At 38.1% G+C, this 20,595-nt stretch carries 21 protein-coding genes; all 21 read right to left on the reverse strand.

The window, feature by feature from the left end:
* Positions 1–158: 158 nt before the first annotated feature.
* Entirely contained in the window at positions 159–875 is a 717-nt protein-coding gene (locus IGJ27_RS11385) for an MIP/aquaporin family protein (RefSeq protein ID WP_010720960.1), read from the reverse strand.
* A complete protein-coding gene (gene glpO, locus IGJ27_RS11390; RefSeq protein WP_010737029.1) occupies positions 876–2,699 on the reverse strand; it encodes a type 1 glycerol-3-phosphate oxidase in 1,824 nt (607 codons plus the stop codon).
* Between the two features lie 14 nt (positions 2,700–2,713).
* Positions 2,714–4,210 carry a glycerol kinase GlpK gene (gene glpK / locus IGJ27_RS11395; protein ID WP_010720962.1) on the reverse strand — a complete coding sequence of 499 codons (1,497 nt, stop codon included), beginning with the start codon at positions 4,208–4,210 and terminating at the stop codon, positions 2,714–2,716.
* A gap of 112 nt (positions 4,211–4,322) precedes the next feature.
* Complete coding sequence (locus IGJ27_RS11400) at positions 4,323–5,783, reverse strand: helix-turn-helix domain-containing protein (protein WP_178306354.1); 1,461 nt, start codon at positions 5,781–5,783, stop codon at positions 4,323–4,325.
* Positions 5,773–7,068: an FAD-dependent oxidoreductase gene (locus tag IGJ27_RS11405; protein WP_178306353.1), complete on the reverse strand. Its 1,296-nt coding sequence runs from the start codon at positions 7,066–7,068 to the stop codon at positions 5,773–5,775. Before IGJ27_RS11405 ends, IGJ27_RS11400 begins: the two co-directional genes overlap by 11 nt.
* 223 nt (positions 7,069–7,291) lie before the next feature.
* Positions 7,292–7,885: a hypothetical protein gene (locus IGJ27_RS11410; protein WP_178306352.1), complete on the reverse strand. Its 594-nt coding sequence runs from the start codon at positions 7,883–7,885 to the stop codon at positions 7,292–7,294.
* Positions 7,886–8,207: 322 nt separating this feature from the next.
* A complete protein-coding gene (locus IGJ27_RS11415; RefSeq protein ID WP_178306351.1) occupies positions 8,208–9,029 on the reverse strand; it encodes a hypothetical protein in 822 nt (273 codons plus the stop codon).
* Positions 9,030–9,374: 345 nt separating this feature from the next.
* Positions 9,375–10,052, reverse strand: a complete 678-nt coding sequence (locus IGJ27_RS11420) for a type 1 glutamine amidotransferase domain-containing protein (protein WP_010720969.1) — start codon at positions 10,050–10,052, stop codon at positions 9,375–9,377.
* Positions 10,053–10,087: 35 nt separating this feature from the next.
* On the reverse strand, positions 10,088–11,194 hold the full coding sequence (locus IGJ27_RS11425; RefSeq protein ID WP_178306350.1) for an NADH-dependent flavin oxidoreductase: 1,107 nt from the start codon (positions 11,192–11,194) through the stop codon (positions 10,088–10,090).
* Between the two features lie 79 nt (positions 11,195–11,273).
* Positions 11,274–11,708: a MarR family winged helix-turn-helix transcriptional regulator gene (locus tag IGJ27_RS11430; RefSeq protein ID WP_081128822.1), complete on the reverse strand. Its 435-nt coding sequence runs from the start codon at positions 11,706–11,708 to the stop codon at positions 11,274–11,276.
* Positions 11,709–12,133: 425 nt separating this feature from the next.
* Positions 12,134–12,571 carry a DUF1453 domain-containing protein gene (locus IGJ27_RS11435; RefSeq protein WP_178306349.1) on the reverse strand — a complete coding sequence of 146 codons (438 nt, stop codon included), beginning with the start codon at positions 12,569–12,571 and terminating at the stop codon, positions 12,134–12,136.
* A gap of 3 nt (positions 12,572–12,574) precedes the next feature.
* Complete coding sequence (locus tag IGJ27_RS11440) at positions 12,575–12,991, reverse strand: DUF3021 family protein (protein WP_010720973.1); 417 nt, start codon at positions 12,989–12,991, stop codon at positions 12,575–12,577.
* A gap of 98 nt (positions 12,992–13,089) precedes the next feature.
* Positions 13,090–13,551: a LytTR family DNA-binding domain-containing protein gene (locus IGJ27_RS11445; RefSeq protein WP_010737019.1), complete on the reverse strand. Its 462-nt coding sequence runs from the start codon at positions 13,549–13,551 to the stop codon at positions 13,090–13,092.
* Between the two features lie 66 nt (positions 13,552–13,617).
* On the reverse strand, positions 13,618–15,243 hold the full coding sequence (locus tag IGJ27_RS11450) for a glycoside hydrolase family 13 protein (RefSeq protein WP_178306348.1): 1,626 nt from the start codon (positions 15,241–15,243) through the stop codon (positions 13,618–13,620).
* 264 nt (positions 15,244–15,507) lie between these two features.
* A complete protein-coding gene (locus IGJ27_RS11455) occupies positions 15,508–16,821 on the reverse strand; it encodes an NCS2 family permease (RefSeq protein WP_010737017.1) in 1,314 nt (437 codons plus the stop codon).
* 233 nt (positions 16,822–17,054) lie between these two features.
* On the reverse strand, positions 17,055–17,312 hold the full coding sequence (locus IGJ27_RS11460) for a hypothetical protein (RefSeq protein WP_178306347.1): 258 nt from the start codon (positions 17,310–17,312) through the stop codon (positions 17,055–17,057).
* Between the two features lie 102 nt (positions 17,313–17,414).
* Positions 17,415–17,771 carry a VOC family protein gene (locus IGJ27_RS11465; RefSeq protein ID WP_010720978.1) on the reverse strand — a complete coding sequence of 119 codons (357 nt, stop codon included), beginning with the start codon at positions 17,769–17,771 and terminating at the stop codon, positions 17,415–17,417.
* Between the two features lie 288 nt (positions 17,772–18,059).
* Positions 18,060–18,770 (reverse strand): B3/B4 domain-containing protein, encoded by a 711-nt coding sequence (locus IGJ27_RS11470; RefSeq protein WP_178306346.1) that lies wholly within the window; start codon positions 18,768–18,770, stop codon positions 18,060–18,062.
* 13 nt (positions 18,771–18,783) lie between these two features.
* A complete protein-coding gene (locus IGJ27_RS11475; RefSeq protein WP_178306345.1) occupies positions 18,784–19,308 on the reverse strand; it encodes a GNAT family N-acetyltransferase in 525 nt (174 codons plus the stop codon).
* Positions 19,309–19,321: 13 nt separating this feature from the next.
* Positions 19,322–19,774, reverse strand: a complete 453-nt coding sequence (locus IGJ27_RS11480) for a MarR family winged helix-turn-helix transcriptional regulator (protein WP_010720981.1) — start codon at positions 19,772–19,774, stop codon at positions 19,322–19,324.
* 96 nt (positions 19,775–19,870) lie between these two features.
* On the reverse strand, positions 19,871–20,470 hold the full coding sequence (locus IGJ27_RS11485; RefSeq protein ID WP_010720982.1) for an NUDIX hydrolase: 600 nt from the start codon (positions 20,468–20,470) through the stop codon (positions 19,871–19,873).
* Positions 20,471–20,595 lie beyond the last annotated feature (125 nt).

A 20,595-nucleotide genomic window follows, 5' to 3' on the forward strand; every position in this document is an offset into this window, starting at 1 on the left:
TCTGTTTGTCAGCAAAGCACCCCGTTGATTTTGCGATCTTCAATAACCCATTTTTTAAAGCGCTGCTCTTTGTCAAGTTCTAAAAAACGGTAAAATAGAAGACCTATTTTACCGTTTTCTATATTATTTATTAAGGAATAACACACTTTATCGCTTTTTTATACCATCAACATGTACATGCCCACAGCCACGACAGCTCCGACCATTGGCGCTACTACTGGTATCCATGAATAGCCCCAGTCTGAGTTTCCTTTGTTTGCAATTGGTAGAATCGCATGGGTCAGACGTGGACCTAGGTCACGAGCTGGGTTGATCGCATAGCCAGTTGGTCCACCTAGGGAAAGACCGATTGCTAAGATCAAACCTCCGACAGCAAAGACATTCGTACCATCGGCAAATGAGTTTTGTCCAAACGCTAATAATCCTAGTACTAAAACGAAGGTACCGATCAACTCGGTGATAAAGTTCGCTGGATAATTTCGAATGGCAGGACCTGTCGCAAATGTACCTAAAATTGCGCCTTGGTCTTTCGTCACACTCCAATGTGGTAAATACGTCAACCATACTAAAACAGCTCCGACGATCGCACCTAACATTTGCGCAATAATAAACGGAATCACTAGGTTCCAGCCAATTGCACCGGTCATCGCCATCGCTAAAGATACGGCTGGATTCAAATGAGCAGGTCCCATAAATCCGGAAATATAGACAGCCATTGTAACGGCTAGTCCCCAACCAAAAGCAATTACGATCCAACCAGAAGCTTGGGCTTTACTCTTGTTCAAGTTAACCGCAGCACATACCCCATCACCAAGTAAAACTAAAATCATCGTACCAATAAATTCTCCCATGATCTGCGTCATTTCTGCACTCATCTATTTTTCCCCCTTCAATTCACGTAGATCCGACTCTGCGATCAATTCTTCTAAATGAGCTTCTTGACGCTTCTTCTCTTCTGCTGACCAAGCGAAGTAAGACGCAATGGCATCAATGATCGGTTGTTTGATTGCATCAAGTTGATCACGTTCAAACAACAAGTGATTCGTGCGGCGAATCAAGTAGTCGCCTGGTGCTAATACCATTTCTTCTTCTAACCCATAACGTAAACGAGCAGATTCAGCTAAACTTAGTCCTTCATACGGTGTCATTTCTTTTGCCAAAGCAAAAATCTTTTTCGCATTGGTTCCATAAAAATCTGCAATGTATTTTGCATCAGCTTCTGCTAAACCAGATTCAACTCCGATTTTTGTCAATTCTTCCACAGTTTCTTCCAGTTTCGTTGGATCAAAATCTCCACCGGAAACGGGATAATGTTTCGAATCGATTTCTTTTACTGACATCCGGTAGTCATCTTTCAATAACTGGCGGATTAATTTTAGTGCACCCTCTGCCATCTTACGGTAGTCTGTGATCTTCCCGCCTGATAGTGTCACCAAACCATCCGATTCACGTTCTAACGAGCTGCCTCGAGAAATCGAAGAAGGGGCTTTTTCATCACGGCTGTTTTCTAAATGATTCAATACGTCCTCTACTTCTAATCGAGAAGCCTTGTTTTCTTTATATTCAGTAACCGTATCAACGACTTTACTAAAACTTTTATCTGAAATAGAGCCGTTGTCGCCACCGTTATAGTCAGAACCAGAATTACCAATCAATAATGGTCGTAACCCTGCCCAACTTGATTCGATGTCTGCGAGGGTGATGTTTGCATCTGGGTAACGATGATTGATGACATCTAATAAATAGTCCACATCTTCTTGCGTTACTTTTGGATCCGTATAGTCCCCTTGATAGTCCGTATCTGTCGTTCCAAAATACGTTTTATTTTCTCGTGGAATGGCAAAAACCATTCGGCCATCTTGTTTGCCCGTGTCAAAATATGTTGGTTGTGGAACAGGCAGTTTTTTAGCATCTACGACTAGATGAACACCTTTGGTTGGTCGCATCTTAGGTGATACCGCACGTTTGAAATTCAAGTTACGGATTTTATCGACCCATGGACCACTTGTATTGATCACTATTTTTGCGTGGATTTCCACGACTTGATCCGTTAGCAGATCACGTGCTTTGACACCCACGATTTGATCTCCTTCATATAAAAAGCCAATCGCTTTCATTTTACTTACTAGATAAGCACCATCTTCTGCTGCTTTTTTGATGTTATCGATCACTAAACGTGAATCATTGTTCCGAAAATCTAGATAAACACCAGCGCCCTTTAACCCTTCTTTTTTCAAAAATGGTTCTCGTTCTAACACTTCTTCTGGTGTCAGCGTATAGTTTTCATATTTTGTTCCAGTCACATTTGCCAATTTATCGTAGAGATCCATTGCCACTTTGACTGAAAACATATTAAACGTCGTTGCACCCTCATCTTCATAGATCGGTAGTAACATTGGATCAGGTTTCGGAATGTGCGGTGCAATGCCTTGGACCACCGCTCGTTCGCCTACAGTATCTGCTACAACTTCGACGTCAAAAGTTTTAAGATAACGAATCCCTCCGTGTACTAATTTTGTGGAGCGTGAAGAAGTACCTTCTGCAAAGTCTTGCATTTCGATTAGCCCCGTTTTAATTCCTGATGCTGCGGCTTGAAGCGCCACACCAGCCCCTGTGATACCGCCACCAATAATCAGCAGATCCAACTTTTCGTGTTGCATTTTTTCAATACTTTCTTGTCTTGTTCCTCTTGAAAACATGACATTCCCTCCCTTTACTCAAATGCTTGTGTTGCTACTACCGCTTTTTTCCAACCGCCATATAATTTTTCTCTACGCTCTTCAGGCATCTCTACTTCAAACATCTTGCCTGCTTCATAAAATTCTCTGATTTCATCTGTATCTTTCCAAAAACCAACAGCTAAACCAGCTAGAAAGGCAGCACCTAATGCCGTAGTTTCCAGATTTTCTGCTCGTTGGATCGGAATATTTAAAATATCTGTCTGAAATTGCATCAAATATTCATTATTCGCTGCTCCTCCATCGACCTTCAAGACTGGAATTTTGATCCCTGTGTCTTCTTGCATCGTATCAATGATATCTCTTACTTGGTATGCAATCGATTGTAAGGTTGCTTTGATAATGTCTTCTTTGGTCGTCCCACGTGTCAACCCAAACATCGAACCTCTCGCAGCTTGATCCCAATAAGGTGCCCCTAACCCAACAAATGCTGGCACGACATAGACTTCATCCTCACTTGTGGAACGTTTTGCTGCCTCTTCGGAATCACTTGCTTTTTGTAACATTTGCAACCCATCTCGCAACCATTGGATGGAAGAACCGGCTACGAAAATGCTCCCTTCCAGTGCATAGTAAACCTTGCCATTGATTCCATAACCAATCGTCGTTAATAGATTGTTCTTGGATAGTTGTGGTTCTTCCCCAGTATTCATGACGATAAATGATCCTGTACCATACGTATTTTTGACCATTCCAGGTTCAAAAGCCATTTGTCCAAACAAAGCAGCTTGCTGGTCACCAGCCATTCCAGAAATCGGCACTTCACTTCCATAGAAATGATACCCTTGTGTATAACCATAAATTTCCGAATTAGAAGTCGGTTTTGGCAGCATTGCTCGAGGAATGTTCAAGAGATCAAGGATTTCTTGGTCCCAATCAAGATCGTGAATATTAAACAACATCGTCCGACTTGCATTGGAATAATCCGTCACATGTGCTTGACCGTCTGTTAATTTCCATACCAGCCATGAATCGATCGTACCAAAAAGCAATTCGCCTTTTTCAGCACGTTCTTGCGCTCCCTCTACATGGTCAAGAATCCAACGTATTTTTGTAGCAGAAAAATAGGCATCAATTACTAAACCTGTTTTTTTATGGAAAAAGTCTTGGTAGCCTTCCTTTTTCAAATTATCAGCGATTGATGCGGATTGACGAGATTGCCATACCACAGCATGATAAATCGGACGTCCAGTATCTTTTTCCCAGATCACCGTCGTTTCACGTTGGTTGGTGATTCCGATGCCTGCGATTTGATTCGGTTTGATCCCAGATTCAATGAATGCCCCTGCAATGACCGACTGTACGGAGTTCCAGATTTCATTCGCATCATGTTCCACCCAGCTCTCCTTAGGAAAATATTGCGTGAATTCTTTTTGTGAACTCCCGATATGTCTACCTTTTTTGTCATAAATAATTGCTCGTGAACTTGTCGTTCCTTGGTCAATCGCCATGATGTATGTTGATTCTGTCATTCTGATCTCCTCCATTATCTGCAAACGCTTTCTAAATTTATCTTTATCTTACACCGTTTCATTTTTTAGAAACTGCCAAAAAAACATTTATTTTCTGTTTTTTTGACAGTTTTTAGTTTTTTGCTTTTTTTTCTTCTTCGATTTTTTGCTTTAACCTTGCGATATCATAGCTTGAAGCAAACTCTGATAAATAATAATAATTTTGATGAGGATCTTCTTGATTAAATGTGATCACTAAATCATACTTTTTTCCTGGTCGTCGATTTTCAATCTCAATTCCACTGATTCCTTTTAGTTCTCTTAACAAAAATTGTTGAAATGCCACTCGATAAATCGGTAATGTTTCAATATCGATTCCGATAGTGACCGATTTCGCAATATAAAAATCGATCATCATAAGAATATTGGCATACTGAATCATGAGATAACTTAAAGCAGCTTCTTCACCTTGTTTAGCAGGTAGTTGTGTCAGCGTTGTTTCTTTCAATCGTTCGAGTAATTGACTAAGGGAGCGGCCTAACATCTTTTTCTGTTGTTGCAAGAGATGTTCTGGCTCATAGATCATCATGACTCCTCGAAAAAAATAAAACTCGTTATCGATTTGAGCTAATTGATAACCGACTGCTTTTTCTTCCTTGATCTTCAACTTTCGTGGACGATAGTGCCACAACATCGTTTCTCTAATGTACGTATCTAATACAGCTGTTGGTAATTTTTTGCTTCGGGTTAAATCATATTGATAAAAATGTTCTTCTGATAACACAGCAAACGAGACAAAAAAACTGTAAAACATTAAAGGCTCATAGCCACTGATCTCAGCAGCTGTCCGACTTAAATAAAGCGAAATGACCGGATCAAGTGCTTGATACAAACGATCCTTTTGGTAAAGTATTTTCTTTTCTTTCAATGTAGCAAACGTCGTTTTTTCACTCAATAGCCGTTTACGAGTAATCCCTAGCCAGCAGGCGATTTTACTAGCTGACTCTTGAGAGAATGTCGTTTCTAAGGCTCGTTCCAATCCTAAAATAAGTGGCGCTTTATCAGGCGTCTGTTGTAAAAAAAGGGGACGTTGTGATTCAGAGATAAATTGGAATAACACATAGTAGAAATAACGAACTTGCAATTCCTCGCCATAGAGTTGGCCATTTTTGATTTGTAGAGAAAATTCTTGCAGTAACTGATTCAATTCTTTGATCTTACGAAAGACAGAAGATTCGCTGATATTAAAAGCTGTCGCTAGACGAACGATCGATGCTTGATGATGCTCTAATAAATAAACAAGCAGATTGAATTTCAAGCTTTGTTGAACTAAGAATAGAATGATTTTTTCTAAGCTGACATCTTCAGCCAACTCTAATGTGACTTGAAATTCATTTCTTTTGATTGCTACTTTCTTCCCCATCATCATACCGATCATTGGGATTTCTGCTATATATTGATCAAATGATGTTTTAGAAAGATTGACTTGTTCCCTTAATTGATTCGTTCCTACAGTTCCACCATGCAACACCATTTCCCTAAGAATCAACACTTGCAACTGCTCTTTTTTCTCTAATAATTGTTCAATCTTCATCGAGCGTATCAACCACCTTTATCAATTGAAGCGGCAACCGATATTCTGGCTGGAAGAATAACTCCCGTTCGAATAATTTCTCTAACGTCCAGCCTTCCTCAATAGCGAGAGTGAATCGATCCAATAAATCGAATATCTCCTCTCGACTTCGCAACTGCGCACCAAGTAATTGTCCCTTTTCATTGCTCATCACTTTGATTTTCGCCGTTTCACTATTGGTCGCAGCTAAGCGGGCAAGCAAATATGTTTTACGGACAGTCTGCGGATAAAAAATACTTTCTTCTTCCGTTAGCCCGACACTTCCCAGAAAATAACCAAACCAATGATTTCCAATTGCTCGGTAGGTTCCCGGATCTTTCGTACGTTTGCCACTAATCGTTTGACTGACCACTTGTGCCGTACGTAGTGCATTATTGACCAAAGAGACATACATTTTTTCTTGAGTCGGTTGGAACGTCACTTGGATCGCATCACCGATCGCATAAATATCCTTCGCTGACGTCTGCAAATACTCATCGACCCAAATCGTACCATCTTCATTTAGCTTCAACTGATCTTGCCAGAGATGATGGTCTGGACGCGTGTGATTCGCTAGCAGAACTAAATCATAGCTTTCTGTTTTTTGATCCGTCACTACGACCACTTGCTCGTTTTCTTCGAGCGTTTGCACTTGTTCATTGAAAAACAATTGGATATGGCGTTGCAATAACTCATGTGTTAACGGCTCAACCATTTCGGGGTCGAAATAACGGAACAACAATGTTGGTCGGCTTTCATAGAGATGGATTTCTTTTTGCTGATGATATAACCCTTCTGCTAATTCAAGTCCTACTTGTCCCGCACCAATCACAGCAATCTTTTGTGCCTTCGCAAGACTTTGTTCCAAAGATTCTTTTAAGTGGATATCTTTAACAGAACGGATCTGCGTACTTTTGTTTCCATTTTTGAATTGCTGACTCGAACCCGTTGCAATCACTAACGTATCAAAAGTAAGCTGACGCCCATTTTGGATAAACACTGTCTTCGTGGCTATTTCAAGTGAAACGACTTCCGTGCGTACTTGCACATCAATTGCGTATAGCGCTTGCAATTCTTCCTTAGTCAACCAATAAAGTTGCTCTTTACTTGTGAGTTGCTTTTTTAACAGTAAATTGAGTCCACTCGGTATAAACCCAATCTTGTCTTGTTTTTCCAAAAGTATGATTTCACTGTCAGGACAACTTTTTCGCAAAGAAATTGCTGCATAGATCCCCGCAAAAGAACCACCAATGATCACGATCCTCATCCATTTCCCTCTTTTCCAATAGCCTATTTGAAGAGTATCATGTAACCGTTAATGTTTCAAAAAATGTACTCAAAAACGAAGCAAATCTTCGATCACAAGAACAGCCGTGGTGTTAGATCAAGTAGGCAACTTTTGCAGAATAAAAAAATAAGTTCGATTTTGACAATAAAAATCAAAATCGAACTTATCTTCTTTTTGAGAAAGAACTATCGTCCCAGTCTCATTAATCTATTATTAACGAAGCATCAATTACAATAAACTTTTTGTACTCCACATCATAGATTGTCCATAAATATGCTCCAAGTCCTTCTCGCCCCCCATTATAATATTGGATAAATTCATTATTCCAAAGATAGATTTCCAACCTTTTTTTTTCTGGAAAAAGTTGCTGGTTTATTTCAATAAAATCTTCCTTTTTCCCATATAAATTTTGAGGATTATCCATAAACGCATGTTCATATGTTCCTTTTTCTTCAAAAAATTCTTCGACAGATATTTTTTTGCTATTCATTAACTCTGGATTTACTTGGATAGGATAACCTTTGATTTCATCAAATGAACGCAAATTAGTGTAAATAATCTTTTCCTCTCTTGTTTCCTGATACTTCTTTTCATATTCCCTACTAGTAAACTTTCCATCTTTTGTTTTAATCGCCCAAATTCTAAGCGCCCACAGTCTATTTTTGTAATTAAGAAAAGCTAATGCAGCTTCTTGATGACTTATTATCTTTTGATAATTCTCTTCATAAAAAAAAGCATAATTCATAGCAAAACCTTTTTTTCTGAAATTCCATGTTTCTTCTTCTAATAATTCCATTTCATCACTCTCCTATACTTCCCCATACTATTTTCCTTTAATTCCATCATAAAACCTTTTTAATTATAAAATTATTTAAAACTACTTTTTCACAAAAAAAGGAAGAACGAACTTCGAAAAAATCATAAGTATTACATTGTCACTGCTTTTCCAGATCTAAAAAGATATAAAGAAGAAACAAATACTTTGATCTATGAATAATAGTGTCGTATGGAAGAATCGAACCACAAACAAACACCTGATTTCGTTGATTTTCCCTTAAAGAAAAGAGAGCCAAGGAAGTTCTACCCTTGACTCTCCTTTTTTAATCATTTTGTATCATCTACGGGATAAACAGTTCAATATCAATGACCGTAAATCGTTTTTGTTTCTTATCATAGATCGACCATAGATACGCTCCATCATCTCTTCTACCTTCATTATAAAAGTTAGTAAAATCAGTATGCCATTGATAAATGACTAACTCACTTCGATTAGGAAACAGGAGTTGATTGACTCGTTTGAAATCTTCGATTGTTCGATGGGTCTGGAGATAACTACAAAAAGCAATTTGGTATTCCCCACCCTTGGCAAAAAAAGTGGTGGAACTGATTTCATCAGCTTTCATCATTTCGGGATTGACCCGTATGGGAAAGCCGTCATAAGTATCAAACGAGGTTTCTTCCATATAAGTAAGCGTTACTTCTTCAGTTCGTTCATACAGTTGAGGAAACATAATCAATAAGGCTTCACGCTCTTTTCTAAGCTCTTTTACCAATTGGTAACGCTCTTGTTTGCGTTCTTCATACTCCATTTGTAGCTTTTTGAGATCTACTTTTCGTCCGCCTGCTTGAAGGTATCTGATCTTTCCTTGCATATCTGCTTTTACTTGGGCATCTACCCCAGCTTTTATTTTTCCCTCGACTTCTGGGGTTAGTGTGATCTCAACTTCTGGCACTTCGGCTAATTTTTGAGTTAATCCAGGCACAAATTTTGGTGTCCAGATACACCATACCCGATTAGCATACGTAAGAAAGGCCAAGACTGCTTCGCGATGACTTTCGTATCCTCGATCCTTTTCCTCAGTAAAAAAAGCACAATTGACCGGCTCAATTAGATATTCATTACATTCATAATAGAACGTTTCTTTTTCTAGCAATTTCATTTCATCATTCCTTTCTTCCTTAGTTACTTTCTATGTATCCGCTTTTATTTTACCATGGTTTTTTTCCTCTCATACTCCATAAAAAAATCAATTTTTAGACTTACGTTGTCCATTCTTTTTATTTTTTTATAGAAATAGAGGGCAAAATCTGAAGCGACTCCAAACAGTTAGACTAAAAAATCTAAATTTTGGAGGACGTTTCAGATTCCACCCTCTACTTTATAAAGTTTTCTTCTATTGTTAAATTGGATTGTTTTTTGGCAGACTTACTATAATGCTGTAATAAGAAGGCCTACGTCGGAACTGTTTATTTTCGTTTTTTGCTTAACTTTTTCCCTTAACAACTTACTTCTTCAAAGATTCAACGACTTTGATTCCTAATTGATGGGCAGATTGAGGATTCTGTCCGGTCAACAACTGTCCATCTGCATGTACGACCGCTGTAAAAGCTGGTCCTGCTTGATAGTTTGCTCCTTTTTCTTTCAAGGCATCTTCTGTTAGAAAAGGTACTTTGTCCGTTGTTCCATTCGCTGTTTCTTCTTCGTTACTAAAACCAGTGACCGTTTTCCCCGCTAAAATCGGTTGACCAGAAACGTCAACTACAGGAAGTAATCCGACTACACCATGACAAACAGCTGAAACGATTCCGTCATTCTGATAGATCGATGAAGCAATTTTTCCTAGATCCGTTGCTTCAGGAAAGTCCCACATGGTTCCGTGTCCACCGGTATAATAAATCGCACGATACTCGTTTGGGTCGACTTCAGCTGGACTCAAGGTGCTTCCTAACGCTCGGTTACGGAAATCTTCGTCCTGATAATACGTCCAATCGATTTCATCCATCGCTTCCAGACTCTTCGGCTCCAAAGGAACATACCCACCTTTAGGACTGACAAAATCAGCTGAGATATTATTTTTAACTAAAGCATCGTAAAAATGAGTCAGCTCACTCAGCCACAGACCTGTTGGACGGTCGGTTCCTTTATATTTTTCCACATTCGTTAAGACGATCAATACTTTCATTGTTCTCTCTTCTTTCTTTACTAACAGATCTTCACTTATCTATTAGTATTTGATTGATAACGGATCTGTAAAAAATTATACAATGGATTAGGTAAATAGAGTTCTTGATATGCTTTTGCAAATGGTTTGGTCACAAGTTCTGTATCGCGATTTTCCATTAATTTGACCGCCCATTCGGGATCAACTAATAGTTGCTGTCCAACTGCGACAAGCTCTGCATCAGATAAAACCGCTTCAACATCTTGGCGATTACGGACATTCCCTACACCCACTAATGGTATTTTTCCTTGCAATGTTTCATGGAGATAGTGAAGCATCGATTGCTCATTGTATTGCTCAGAACGAGCAACACGATCATACGTACTTAATGAAACATGAAGGTAATCCAATTTTGTTTCACGTAATTTTTCCATTAACCATATGGTATCTTCAAAACGGATACCAGGCGTTTCAAATTCTTCTGGTGAAAAGCGATAACCTACGATAAAAGGCTTTGTTGCGTATGTTTCGACAGCTTGAAACACACTTTTCACTACTTCATCAATAAAGCGATAGCGATTTTCTAAGCTTCCGCCCCATTGATCTTCACGACGATTAGAATGTGGCGAAAAGAATTGTTGGATCAAATACGTATTAGCACCGTGTAATTCTACACCATCAAATCCAGCTTCGATCGCTCTTCTAGTTGCTTCACCAAAAGCCTTGATTGTTTCTAAGATTTCGTCTTCTGACAAGGCACGTGGTGTTTCCGCATTAGGTCGTTCTGCAGGGATTGCGCTAGCCGAAACAGTTTGTTCGCCTGATAACGTTGCTCGACTCGTCATACGTCCGCCATGGAAGATTTGTACGATCGCTTTTGCCCCATTTTCTTTGATTGCCTTTGCCAAGTCACTGAGCCTAGGTATCATTTCATCATGCGTTATGCTAAGTTCACCGGGCCAGCCTTTTCCTATATCTTGCACATTCGCAGCCCCTGTAATAACAGCGCCTAGTCCCTTCGAACGTTCTTGGTAATACGTGATCTCATCTTCCGTAATCACACCATTATAAAAACTTAACTGGGTGGTCATAGGTGCCATCATCAAACGGTTAGGTAATGTCACACCAGAAGGAAAAGTGATTGTTTCGTTAAAATTTGCCATGGTGATTCCTCCATTCAGTTCTCTTCGTTTATTAAAACACATAATTAGTTGCGCATACAACTAACGAGATTAAAAAAATTTATTTTTTTTGTAGTTTTTCAGTGGCTGAATTGATTGCTTTAGATAAACATTCACTTTCTACAGATCCTAGAATCTCTTGATATGCATGATGTAGTTCTTCCCAACTACTATCGATTTCTTTTACAAATTCCCGTCCTTGATCCGTCAGATAAACTAATGACAAGCGTCCATCACTGACTGTTTTGATATAGCCTTTGTATTCCAATTTTTCGACAAAACGAGCAATCGTTGAAGGTGCAGAACAAAGTAATTGGGCGATATCCTTTTGTGGTAACCCATCTTTTTCTTTTAAAATTAATAAAATAAACCCATATGTCGGTGTCAAACCCGTTTTCTTAAATGCTTCATCTGCCATTTTATTCAACAGGCGATCTAATTTTTTCACACTAAAAAACAGACAATCATTTAACGCTTGTTCAATCGGTTTCTCCATGTTTTCTCCCCCTAATATCCGCGTAACATATCATAGTATGATTTTTGTTATTTGTCAAAAAAGGCTGTAGTAACAAGGGAAAATAAGAGCATGTAAAATTCCTAGAAAGAATAATATAACCTGTTTTAGGGGATATAAAAACGCAGAAACAAGATTCAAGCACCTTCAAGCAATGAGCTGCACCAAAAATTTGAAATAAGATAAGTAGAGAACAGATACGGCAAAAAATTGTCTTGGTATTTCTTATCATTTTTGAAGTCTTCTTACTTTCTTGATGTTTCATACTGTTATCTTTTCACATGCTCTCCTTGTTGAAGAGAGGTCTTATTCCATTCATAAAAGAATGATTCAAAAAAATTGTCACTAGGTACCGCCGAATAAGAAAAAAACTGCGACTGATTGGTATTGTTTATGCGCTGATTGGTTTATACTTTTTTCAGATAAACTACTTTGGCACCTAATAATGAGACACCGATATGCAAAGTTTCAGCAACTGCAGGTACGCTTTCACCAAAAGGCAATACGCTGACACGATTGACGATGACCCCTATGATAAATACAAGGACGGTCAGCCAAGTTCCCTTTTTTACCCATTGCTGGTCACTTTGTCTTTGATAGATTTTTACAGTTTGGGCACGTAACACGCCAAAGATGAATCCCAGCAAAACAGACAAAACAATAAGGATAAGTGTATGGTTAGTCTTAATGATTTCTTGCCAGTTGCTTATGATTAAATAAAGTCCAACTAATACAATGATGATTTCACTTTTCATCGTGTCTTTGATTGCTCTTTCTTTAAGTAATCTCTGTAAAAAAAAGAGAATCAATACTAACACAATGAGATAATTTTGTAGATGTTCCACGTTTTATTCTTCTTTCTTTCCTGAAATTCCTGAATGCCGTGTATTGATTATTTGGATTCGTTTATTTAACAATCGGGCTCGTAAAAAGTTCCTGATGATCAAACAAAGCCACACAATGAAATAGATACTCACAAAGGTTAGCGTGTATCTCTCAAAATGAACAGAAACACTTCCATTCAACAGCACCAACAAGAAATAACTAAAGGCATACGTACTAATAAAATGTAGCAGTATAATCTGAAGATAATTAAGCTTCTCAATTCGCTCGATCAACGATACTACGCCAATAAAAGCCGAGAGAAAGAAGACAAAAAGAATCTCATTTCTCGTGATCTCATGGGTTTGTGAAACTAATTTGAACAGCAAGAAAGCAAAGCTTCCAATACCAATACTTCTCATCATACGTTGTATCAATTTCATCGGGCTCTCCTTTTCATCTTACCAGCTATCAGGTACATTTATTCTACAAGGTTTCCTTATTGAAGCTAGTTTGATTGTCATTTCTTGCATTTTTCTTGTCACTTGTTGCGAAAAGTCTGATCAATTTTTTCTTTTAATGCTTTGGAAAAATAACGGCTAACGAGTAACTCTTCTGTATTTTGTAATGTGACATAGAGATTTCCATTTAAAAGCGACGAATTGATTTCTTTAACCATATAGATATTTAAAATAGTCGTTTTCGATATTTGGATAAATGGTTCTGGGAGTTCTTTCATTAACTGAGCTAGTGTCAATCTTCGCTCATACACTTCATTTTCCGTATAAAAAAAACATTTGCGATCAAGATATTCGATATAAAAAATCGAGAATAAATCTAAATAGACATCTCTTTCTTTTTTATAGTCTCTCACTAAAATAGTTTCCACTTTGTATTTCTCTAAAATATCAGCAATCGAAGTTAAAAATGGTACCTTTTCATGAACTTGAAAAAGTACCATTTCCTCTTGTTTTTTTGGAATCAAATCAAACAATACTTTCATCATGGTCCTCACACTTGTCTAAATTTCTTTTATCATACTCTTTTTTGAGGTGTTCGGACAAGTCATTTATTTGCTCGTCTTCAAAACAAAAGCTTCATAAGGACGTAAATTCATTTTGCCTGTTGGTATCTGTTTTTGTGGATAGTTTGAAATGACCAGTGTCATCGCTTGATCAGCCAATGTGTATGGCTGATTTTTTTCAGACATATTGCAAACGACTAACCATTGTTCATTATTCAACGTCCGATAATAGGCAAATACGTCATCGGGCGTATCTGTTACCAACTGGTAATCTCCCCAGACGATGAGTTCATTGTTTTTCCGTAACTCGATCAATTGCTTATACGTATAAAAAATAGAATCTTTCTTTGCTAAGGCTGTTTTCACATTGATCGTTTGGTAGTTTGGATTGACGTGTAGCCAAGGAGTTCCTGTGGTAAATCCAGCATGTTCACTATTATCCCATTGCATCGGTGTACGCGCATTGTCACGCCCTTTTGCATTGATCGAACACAAGATTTCTTCCGGAGTAAATCCTAAAGTTAACCGTTCGTGATACATGTTGATCGTTTCAATATCTTGCGCTTCAGAAATATCCTTGATCGGGTAGTTTGTCATCCCGATTTCTTCTCCTTGATAAATATAAGGTGTCCCTTTCATCATATGCAGCAAAATCGCAAACATTTTGCCACTTTCTTCTCGATAATCTTGATCATTCCCCCAACGTGAGATGATCCTTGGCAAATCATGGTTATTCCAAAATAGACTGTTCCACCCTTCATTCCCTAAAGAAGTTTGCCATTTTGATAATACCTGTTTCAACTCAGGAATACTCAATGGTTTTAAATCCCATTTGTCTTTTCCTGCCTGTTGATCCAAACCGACATGTTCAAATTGAAAGATCATCGATAGTTCATTTCTCTTGGGATCAGAATAAAGCTTCGCAATGTCCGTGGTTGCTCCCCAAGTTTCGCCCACTGTCATCAGATCTTTGTTTCCAAAAGTAGCTTGATTCATCTCTTGTAAATAGTCATGAAGTTTGGGACCATTACTTGTTATTTCTTGATCAGGTAACTTCCCAATCGTATCGATCACGTCCATTCGGAAACCACCAATTCCCTTGTCGATCCAAAAGTTCATCATCTGATAGATTTCTTGACGTAAGTGGGGATTTTCCCAGTTTAAATCTGGTTGCTTTTTACTATAAAGATGTAAATAATACTGGCTAGTTGTTTCATCAAACTGCCAAGCAGAGCCACTGAATATCGACCGTAATTGATTAGGCTCATTTCCATTGATTGGGTCACGCCAAATGTAATAATCCCGATACGGATTTTTCTTACTTTGACGAGCTTCGATAAACCAAGCATGTTCATCTGATGTGTGGTTGACGACGAGATCCATAATGATTTTTATTTCACGTTTCTTTGCTTCTGCAATCAGTTCCTCCATATCAGCCATCGTGCCAAATTCGGCCATGATTGCTTGATAATCACTGATATCGTAACCGTTATCGTCGTTAGGAGATTCATATACGGGAGATAACCATATCGTATCGATCCCTAAATAATGCAGATAATCTAATCGAGCGATCACTCCTTGTAAATCCCCGACTCCATCCCCATTCGTATCTTGAAAACTACGAGGATATACTTGATAGACAACTGATTGATGCCACCATTTTTTCTCCATACTTTCCTCCATTGGTTAAAGATTATATACCTCGCAAAAATTGTAACGCTTTCAAAAACGAGAGTAAATAGCCATTATTCTCCTTATTTCTTTCACCACGCCTAAACCTTGATGCTATCGTCTTTTACTTTCAGTTGTTACCGATAACAATTTTTTCCAAAAAAGAACCCTGGCATTTGTTTTCTCGCTAACAATAGCGAGATCTCCATTTGCCAAGGTTTTTTTACTTGTCACACATCATAAAAATTAATCAACTAAATCAAGTTAACTAATGTTCAGTATCCACATGAAGCCAATAAAGACAAAGAATAACAGATACATGATCGGTGATACTTCTTTTCCGCGTTTTGCTGCGATCATAGTAATTGGATAGAAGATAAATCCTAATGCGATCCCATCAGAGATACTGTAAGTTAACGGCATACCGATCAAGATCAAGAAAGCTGGAATGGCGATCTCTAACTTGCCCCATTCGATTTGACGTAACGATTGTGCCATCAATACACCGACAATGATCAGTGCTGGTGCTGTTACTTGTGAAGTCACTACTGATAGCAACGGTGAAAAGAATAAACCGAATAGGAATAAGATCCCGGTCGTTACTGCAGTGATCCCAGAACGGCCACCAACAGCGATTCCGGCAGAAGATTCAACGAAAGCCCCAACTGGTGAAGTTCCTAATAAAGAACCTGCAAGCATAGCTGTTGAATCAGAAGCCAACGCTTTCCCAACACGAGGCATTTTGTTATCTTTCATAAAACCAGCTTGATTAGCTAAACCGACTAACGTGCCTGCTGTATCAAAGAATGTAACTAATAAAAAGGTTAATACGACTACCCACATTTGTAGCGAGTTGATGTCTCCGATATGTTTCAATGCAACTAAGAATGTTGGCTTTAAACTTGGTGCAGCCGAAACTAATTGAGAAGGCATAGGAATAAGTCCAGTCACTAATCCAAGAATTGTGCTAGCTACCATCCCAATAAAAATACCTCCTGGAACACGTCTTATCAATAAGATCGCTGTCACAACTAACCCAAAAATCGTCAACCATGTTGAACCTACGCTTAGTGATCCTAACCCCACTAATGTGGATTCATTTGAAACGATGACTCCTCCCTCATTTAAGCCAAGGAAAGCAATAAATAAGCCAATCCCACCTGAGATCGCATATTTTAAATCAGCTGGAATTGCATCAATGATCATTTCACGTAATTTGAAAATCGTGATCAAAATAAAAATCAAAGAAGCAACGAACACGCCTGCTAAAGCTGTTTCCCAAGGAATCCCCATTCCTAAACAAACGGAATAAGCAAAAAAGGCATTGATCCCTAATGCTGGGGCAGTACCAATCGGGTAACGCGCTAAGACCCCCATTAAAATACAGCCGATCGCACTTGCTAATGCTGTAGCCGTAAACACCGCACCTTCGTCCATTCCTGATGCACCCAAAACTGTTGGATTGACAAATAAGATATATGCCATTGAGATAAATGTTGTAAAGCCTGCAAGTATTTCTCTTCTGACGGTGGTACCTAATTTTTCAATCTCGAAGTAGGAAAGTAGTTTTTCCTTCATCTTTCATCCCCCTAAAACCGAACATTTATAAAAAAGTCCCTCAAAATTTTGAATTATTTAAAAACAACGTGTTTAATCATATACTAAATCAGAACATAAGTAAACAAAAAAGTCGGATTTTAAGCAAAATCCGAACTTTAAGTTTTTTTGATCGTTATGTACTGATTTAACAGTTTTTTTAATAGAAAAGGAGCATTTCAAACAAAATAGCGTACCAAATCGGTTTGCTTTAGCTATTCTTTTAGCTGCTCTTTTCCGATGCGTTTTTGTTCTTCAGCAATGAATCCCTTGATGTCACTTTCTGCCGAAAAATATTTACTAATTTCACTAGAATGAGTCAACGAATTCAAGCCGCCATATCCTGTATCTACCATTTTCCCCCAACCTTTTGTTGGCTTTTTCCCTGTCTTCAAGTTTTTCATACGGATTTTTTCACTTTTTTCTTCTCGTCGTCTCTGTGAATATTCTTCCATTTTTGCGATTAGATTCATGACAGTCTCTCCTTTCCTTCAAAAATTTGTTATTCATTTATTTAAATTCCTTGTCCTGTGCATCTCCTTTTCAAACATCAGGACCTCTTCTGATTTCAAACATTACAACTTACCGATCACAAAATAGTTTCCTTCTGGATCAGAAAAGTTGAACGTCTCTACGCCATTGTTCTCCATGATTTCACCAGCATTCTCTATTTTTTGATAGATCTCCTCAAATTGATCCGTAAAGAAAATGATCGAAGGAGTCGTACCTAACACTTCTGGCGAAAATCGTTGGACAAAAACTTTTGGAAAAATCCCTAATTCAAATTCTGGTGAAAGTTGCACGATCGTACTTTGAAATTCTTCTGGTAACTCAATCGTTTCACTAACTGTTGCGCCTAGAGTTTCGACAAAAAATTGACTAAGCACTTCAACATTTTCTGCATAAAGCATGACTCTGGTTTTACCGATCATCTCTGATCCTCCTTTGATGGTGTTGATCCTTTTCATTAAGTATATCATGAAAGCGGATAATCAAAGAATTCTCGGTTTAAGAATCGAAAAATCCGACAAGATTTGACAGACTGTGACGATTCTTTGTCAGTTTGTCTTGTTTTGATAAGATTTGATAGCACAACAGCGAAACGAAACCATTCAAAACTACACTCGTTAGAGAAAACAAGATCACATAGAAAAATCCCTCGTTTTTCTATGTGATCTTATTGGTTGAGCGACTTTTCCTTCCTACGTTTCGCTCCTACTTCAAATGTTCATTTCTGGATGTTCCTTTGTTAGCGTAAATGTTTTCCCTTCTACGCCAAATGTTTGTTCCACGCGTTTTTTCAATTCTGTCATTGCTTTTGCGCCACGTGATGCTTGCTCTTTTGTGACTGATTCAATAACCAAAATGGCTTTAGTCGTGTCTTCCGTCAACATTGTCCGTTGCGCTTCTCGCCAGTTGAAACTGCGACAGATTGCTCCTTCGTTATCGTAATAAATGATTTCTTCTGGTAAAGCTGGTGCATCATCTTCTGCTCCTAGAGGTAAGAAACTTTCACCACCGTGAGCTTTTCCTAGATGAAGATCCCCTTTGATTTTTTCTTGATCTTCTCCTCCACACGGCACACCAAATGTTAGAGAAATACTGTTATAGATATCGACTAATGGGTTGATAGGGAAAAATTCACGTTCTTGGCTAGCTCTTTTTAATAACGCTTCAATTGATGAACGGGCTCCTTTTTTGGTTTTAAAACGTGAAAAAGCTTGACGCCATTGGGCAATGACTTCATTTTGACTGAATGTTTCTTCTGTCAAATATCCTCTTGCTTCTTTCGCTGCATCATTCAATAGTTGATGGAAGTGTTCTTCTTTGGCTTTATCTACATGATTATCGATACCTTCGACTACCAAAACTTCAATTGTTGCTTCTGGAAAGACTTCCCAAAAATTTTGTTCTGCGATGATTTTTTCCATGTTTCTGCTCCTTTTATTTCTGTAAATTTTTGACATATAGATAATCTGTCTGAGCATCATCTCCCATATAAAAAATATGTTGGCTATGATGTTGGAATCCATGTTTTTTATAAAAAGCTAAGGCAGGATAGTTATGTTCCCATACCCCTAACCAAATCGCCTCTTTTTGTTTTTCTTGCGCTTTTTGCACAGCAAATTCGATCAATCTAGATCCAATCCCTTTAGATTTAAATGGCGATCGGACATAAATACGTTCGATCTCTAGAAATCCTTCTCCCATTGCTTCTGTTTGTGCTTGCCCTATATTTAATTTTAGATAGCCAGCAATCCGGTCATCTAGTACTGCCCAATAAAATTCTGACTGTTCCTCTTGTAGTTCTCGCCTCAATTTATCGAGCGCATAAGCTTCATCCAAATAGGCCGTCATCAATTCTTCACTGTTGTGTTCACCAAAGGTAGCTTGATAGGTCTCGATACTAATTGCCTGTAATTTTTCTACTTCCGTTTCTTTGATCCCTACGATTTCGATTGTTTTCACCGCTCCAGTCCTTTCAATAAATTCTTTTGTTTCCTTTTTTTATATAATGCCAATCTTCACTCACATTTTTCCGAACTTTTTGCAAAAGTGTGTGTAATTGCAAAACTTCTTGCGGGGATAACCCTTTGACAGCTACTTGATTGGAATAATGATGCTCTCGAAGGATAAACGGATAGACTTTTTTTCCACGATCCGTTGGGTAAAGTTTTTTTATCTTTTTATTGTTTTTATCTGGCATGCTTTTTATCAGGTCTTTTGCTATCAATTTTTTCACCGCACGTGCCGTTGTTGTTCGGTCAACGTTGATCATCTCAGCTAACTTTTCTTGAATAATGCCAGGATGTTCACAGATTCGTACTAAATACAGGTATTGTCCTCTTGTCAAATCAACTTCTTGAAACTCAATGTTACTAATCGAGTCCAAGGCACGGGCAATTGCTCCAATCTCTCGAATGATTTCGTCCATTTTAGCCCTCCCTTACCTAGCTTTAGTATGATTTTACTCTTTTTTATTGCATTTGCAACAAAAAATCACTAAAAATAAAAAAACTACCTTCCCTGATCAATCACAATAAGGCAAGGTAGCTTTTTCTAAAATCAATAGTTGCTCTTTGGTCGTACGTTTCAGCGAGAGTTTTGGTAAATCATTTAAGTGGAAGAATTTCATATTAGAAGTTTCATGGTTTGCCACAAATGTACCTGACAAGATAGCGCAAGAAAAAACAATTTTATAGTACTGAAAGGCTTGAGGGATGTCTGTGCGCAGATTCGTATCAAATATCGCTAATAATTGACCTACTTCTACCTCTAATCCAGTTTCTTCTTTGACTTCTTTACGTATATTTTCTTTAGGAGACAAACCAACTTCTGCAAATCCTCCTGGTAATGACCATTCTTGTGTTTTTGTATCTTCGATCAATAAAATCTTCTCGTCTTGTTTGATCCATGCACGTACGTCAACTTTTGGTGTTGGATATCCTTCATGCGCTTCTATTAGGCTTGTCCATTCTTCCTTTGTTTCCAATCCCACTTCACTCAGCAGCTTCAACGAGATTTCTTGCAGCTCTTCATATCGTTCTTTGTCAAACACGTCTTTCCCATAAAGCAATCCAGCTTGAGCAATCGCTAGTAAGCGGCGATAATCGTTTAGTCTAGTTTCCATTCTACTCACTCCTCTCACATGACTATCTTTTTACTTATTTTAGTATAAGTCAAATTTTTTAGCTAACTTCTACTTTAAATAAACGAAGGCTGATTGAAGTAAAAAAATCAAAAAAACTCATCCTT

The organism is Enterococcus sp. DIV1726a (genome assembly GCF_051710985.1).
In the GTDB taxonomy this organism is placed as follows: Bacteria; Bacillota; Bacilli; order Lactobacillales; family Enterococcaceae; genus Enterococcus_B; species Enterococcus_B hirae.

Coding starts and splice junctions, on each gene's coding strand:
- IGJ27_RS11420 (WP_010720969.1), bottom strand. CDS start 10,052: ATGAAAGTATTGATCGTCTTAACGAATGTGGAAAAATATAAAGGAACC.
- IGJ27_RS11455 (WP_010737017.1), bottom strand. CDS start 16,821: ATGAAGGAAAAACTACTTTCCTACTTCGAGATTGAAAAATTAGGTACC.
- IGJ27_RS11430 (WP_081128822.1), bottom strand. CDS start 11,708: ATGGAGAAACCGATTGAACAAGCGTTAAATGATTGTCTGTTTTTTAGT.
- IGJ27_RS11445 (WP_010737019.1), bottom strand. CDS start 13,551: ATGAAAGTATTGTTTGATTTGATTCCAAAAAAACAAGAGGAAATGGTA.
- IGJ27_RS11440 (WP_010720973.1), bottom strand. CDS start 12,991: ATGAAATTGATACAACGTATGATGAGAAGTATTGGTATTGGAAGCTTT.
- IGJ27_RS11470 (WP_178306346.1), bottom strand. CDS start 18,770: ATGGAAAAAATCATCGCAGAACAAAATTTTTGGGAAGTCTTTCCAGAA.
- IGJ27_RS11400 (WP_178306354.1), bottom strand. CDS start 5,783: ATGAAGATTGAACAATTATTAGAGAAAAAAGAGCAGTTGCAAGTGTTG.
- IGJ27_RS11410 (WP_178306352.1), bottom strand. CDS start 7,885: ATGGAATTATTAGAAGAAGAAACATGGAATTTCAGAAAAAAAGGTTTT.
- IGJ27_RS11465 (WP_010720978.1), bottom strand. CDS start 17,771: ATGATCGGTAAAACCAGAGTCATGCTTTATGCAGAAAATGTTGAAGTG.
- IGJ27_RS11460 (WP_178306347.1), bottom strand. CDS start 17,312: ATGAATCTAATCGCAAAAATGGAAGAATATTCACAGAGACGACGAGAA.
- IGJ27_RS11485 (WP_010720982.1), bottom strand. CDS start 20,470: ATGGAAACTAGACTAAACGATTATCGCCGCTTACTAGCGATTGCTCAA.
- IGJ27_RS11405 (WP_178306353.1), bottom strand. CDS start 7,068: ATGAGGATCGTGATCATTGGTGGTTCTTTTGCGGGGATCTATGCAGCA.
- glpK (WP_010720962.1), bottom strand. CDS start 4,210: ATGACAGAATCAACATACATCATGGCGATTGACCAAGGAACGACAAGT.
- IGJ27_RS11425 (WP_178306350.1), bottom strand. CDS start 11,194: ATGGCAAATTTTAACGAAACAATCACTTTTCCTTCTGGTGTGACATTA.
- IGJ27_RS11480 (WP_010720981.1), bottom strand. CDS start 19,774: ATGGACGAAATCATTCGAGAGATTGGAGCAATTGCCCGTGCCTTGGAC.
- IGJ27_RS11385 (WP_010720960.1), bottom strand. CDS start 875: ATGAGTGCAGAAATGACGCAGATCATGGGAGAATTTATTGGTACGATG.
- IGJ27_RS11450 (WP_178306348.1), bottom strand. CDS start 15,243: ATGGAGAAAAAATGGTGGCATCAATCAGTTGTCTATCAAGTATATCCT.
- IGJ27_RS11415 (WP_178306351.1), bottom strand. CDS start 9,029: ATGAAATTGCTAGAAAAAGAAACGTTCTATTATGAATGTAATGAATAT.
- glpO (WP_010737029.1), bottom strand. CDS start 2,699: ATGTTTTCAAGAGGAACAAGACAAGAAAGTATTGAAAAAATGCAACAC.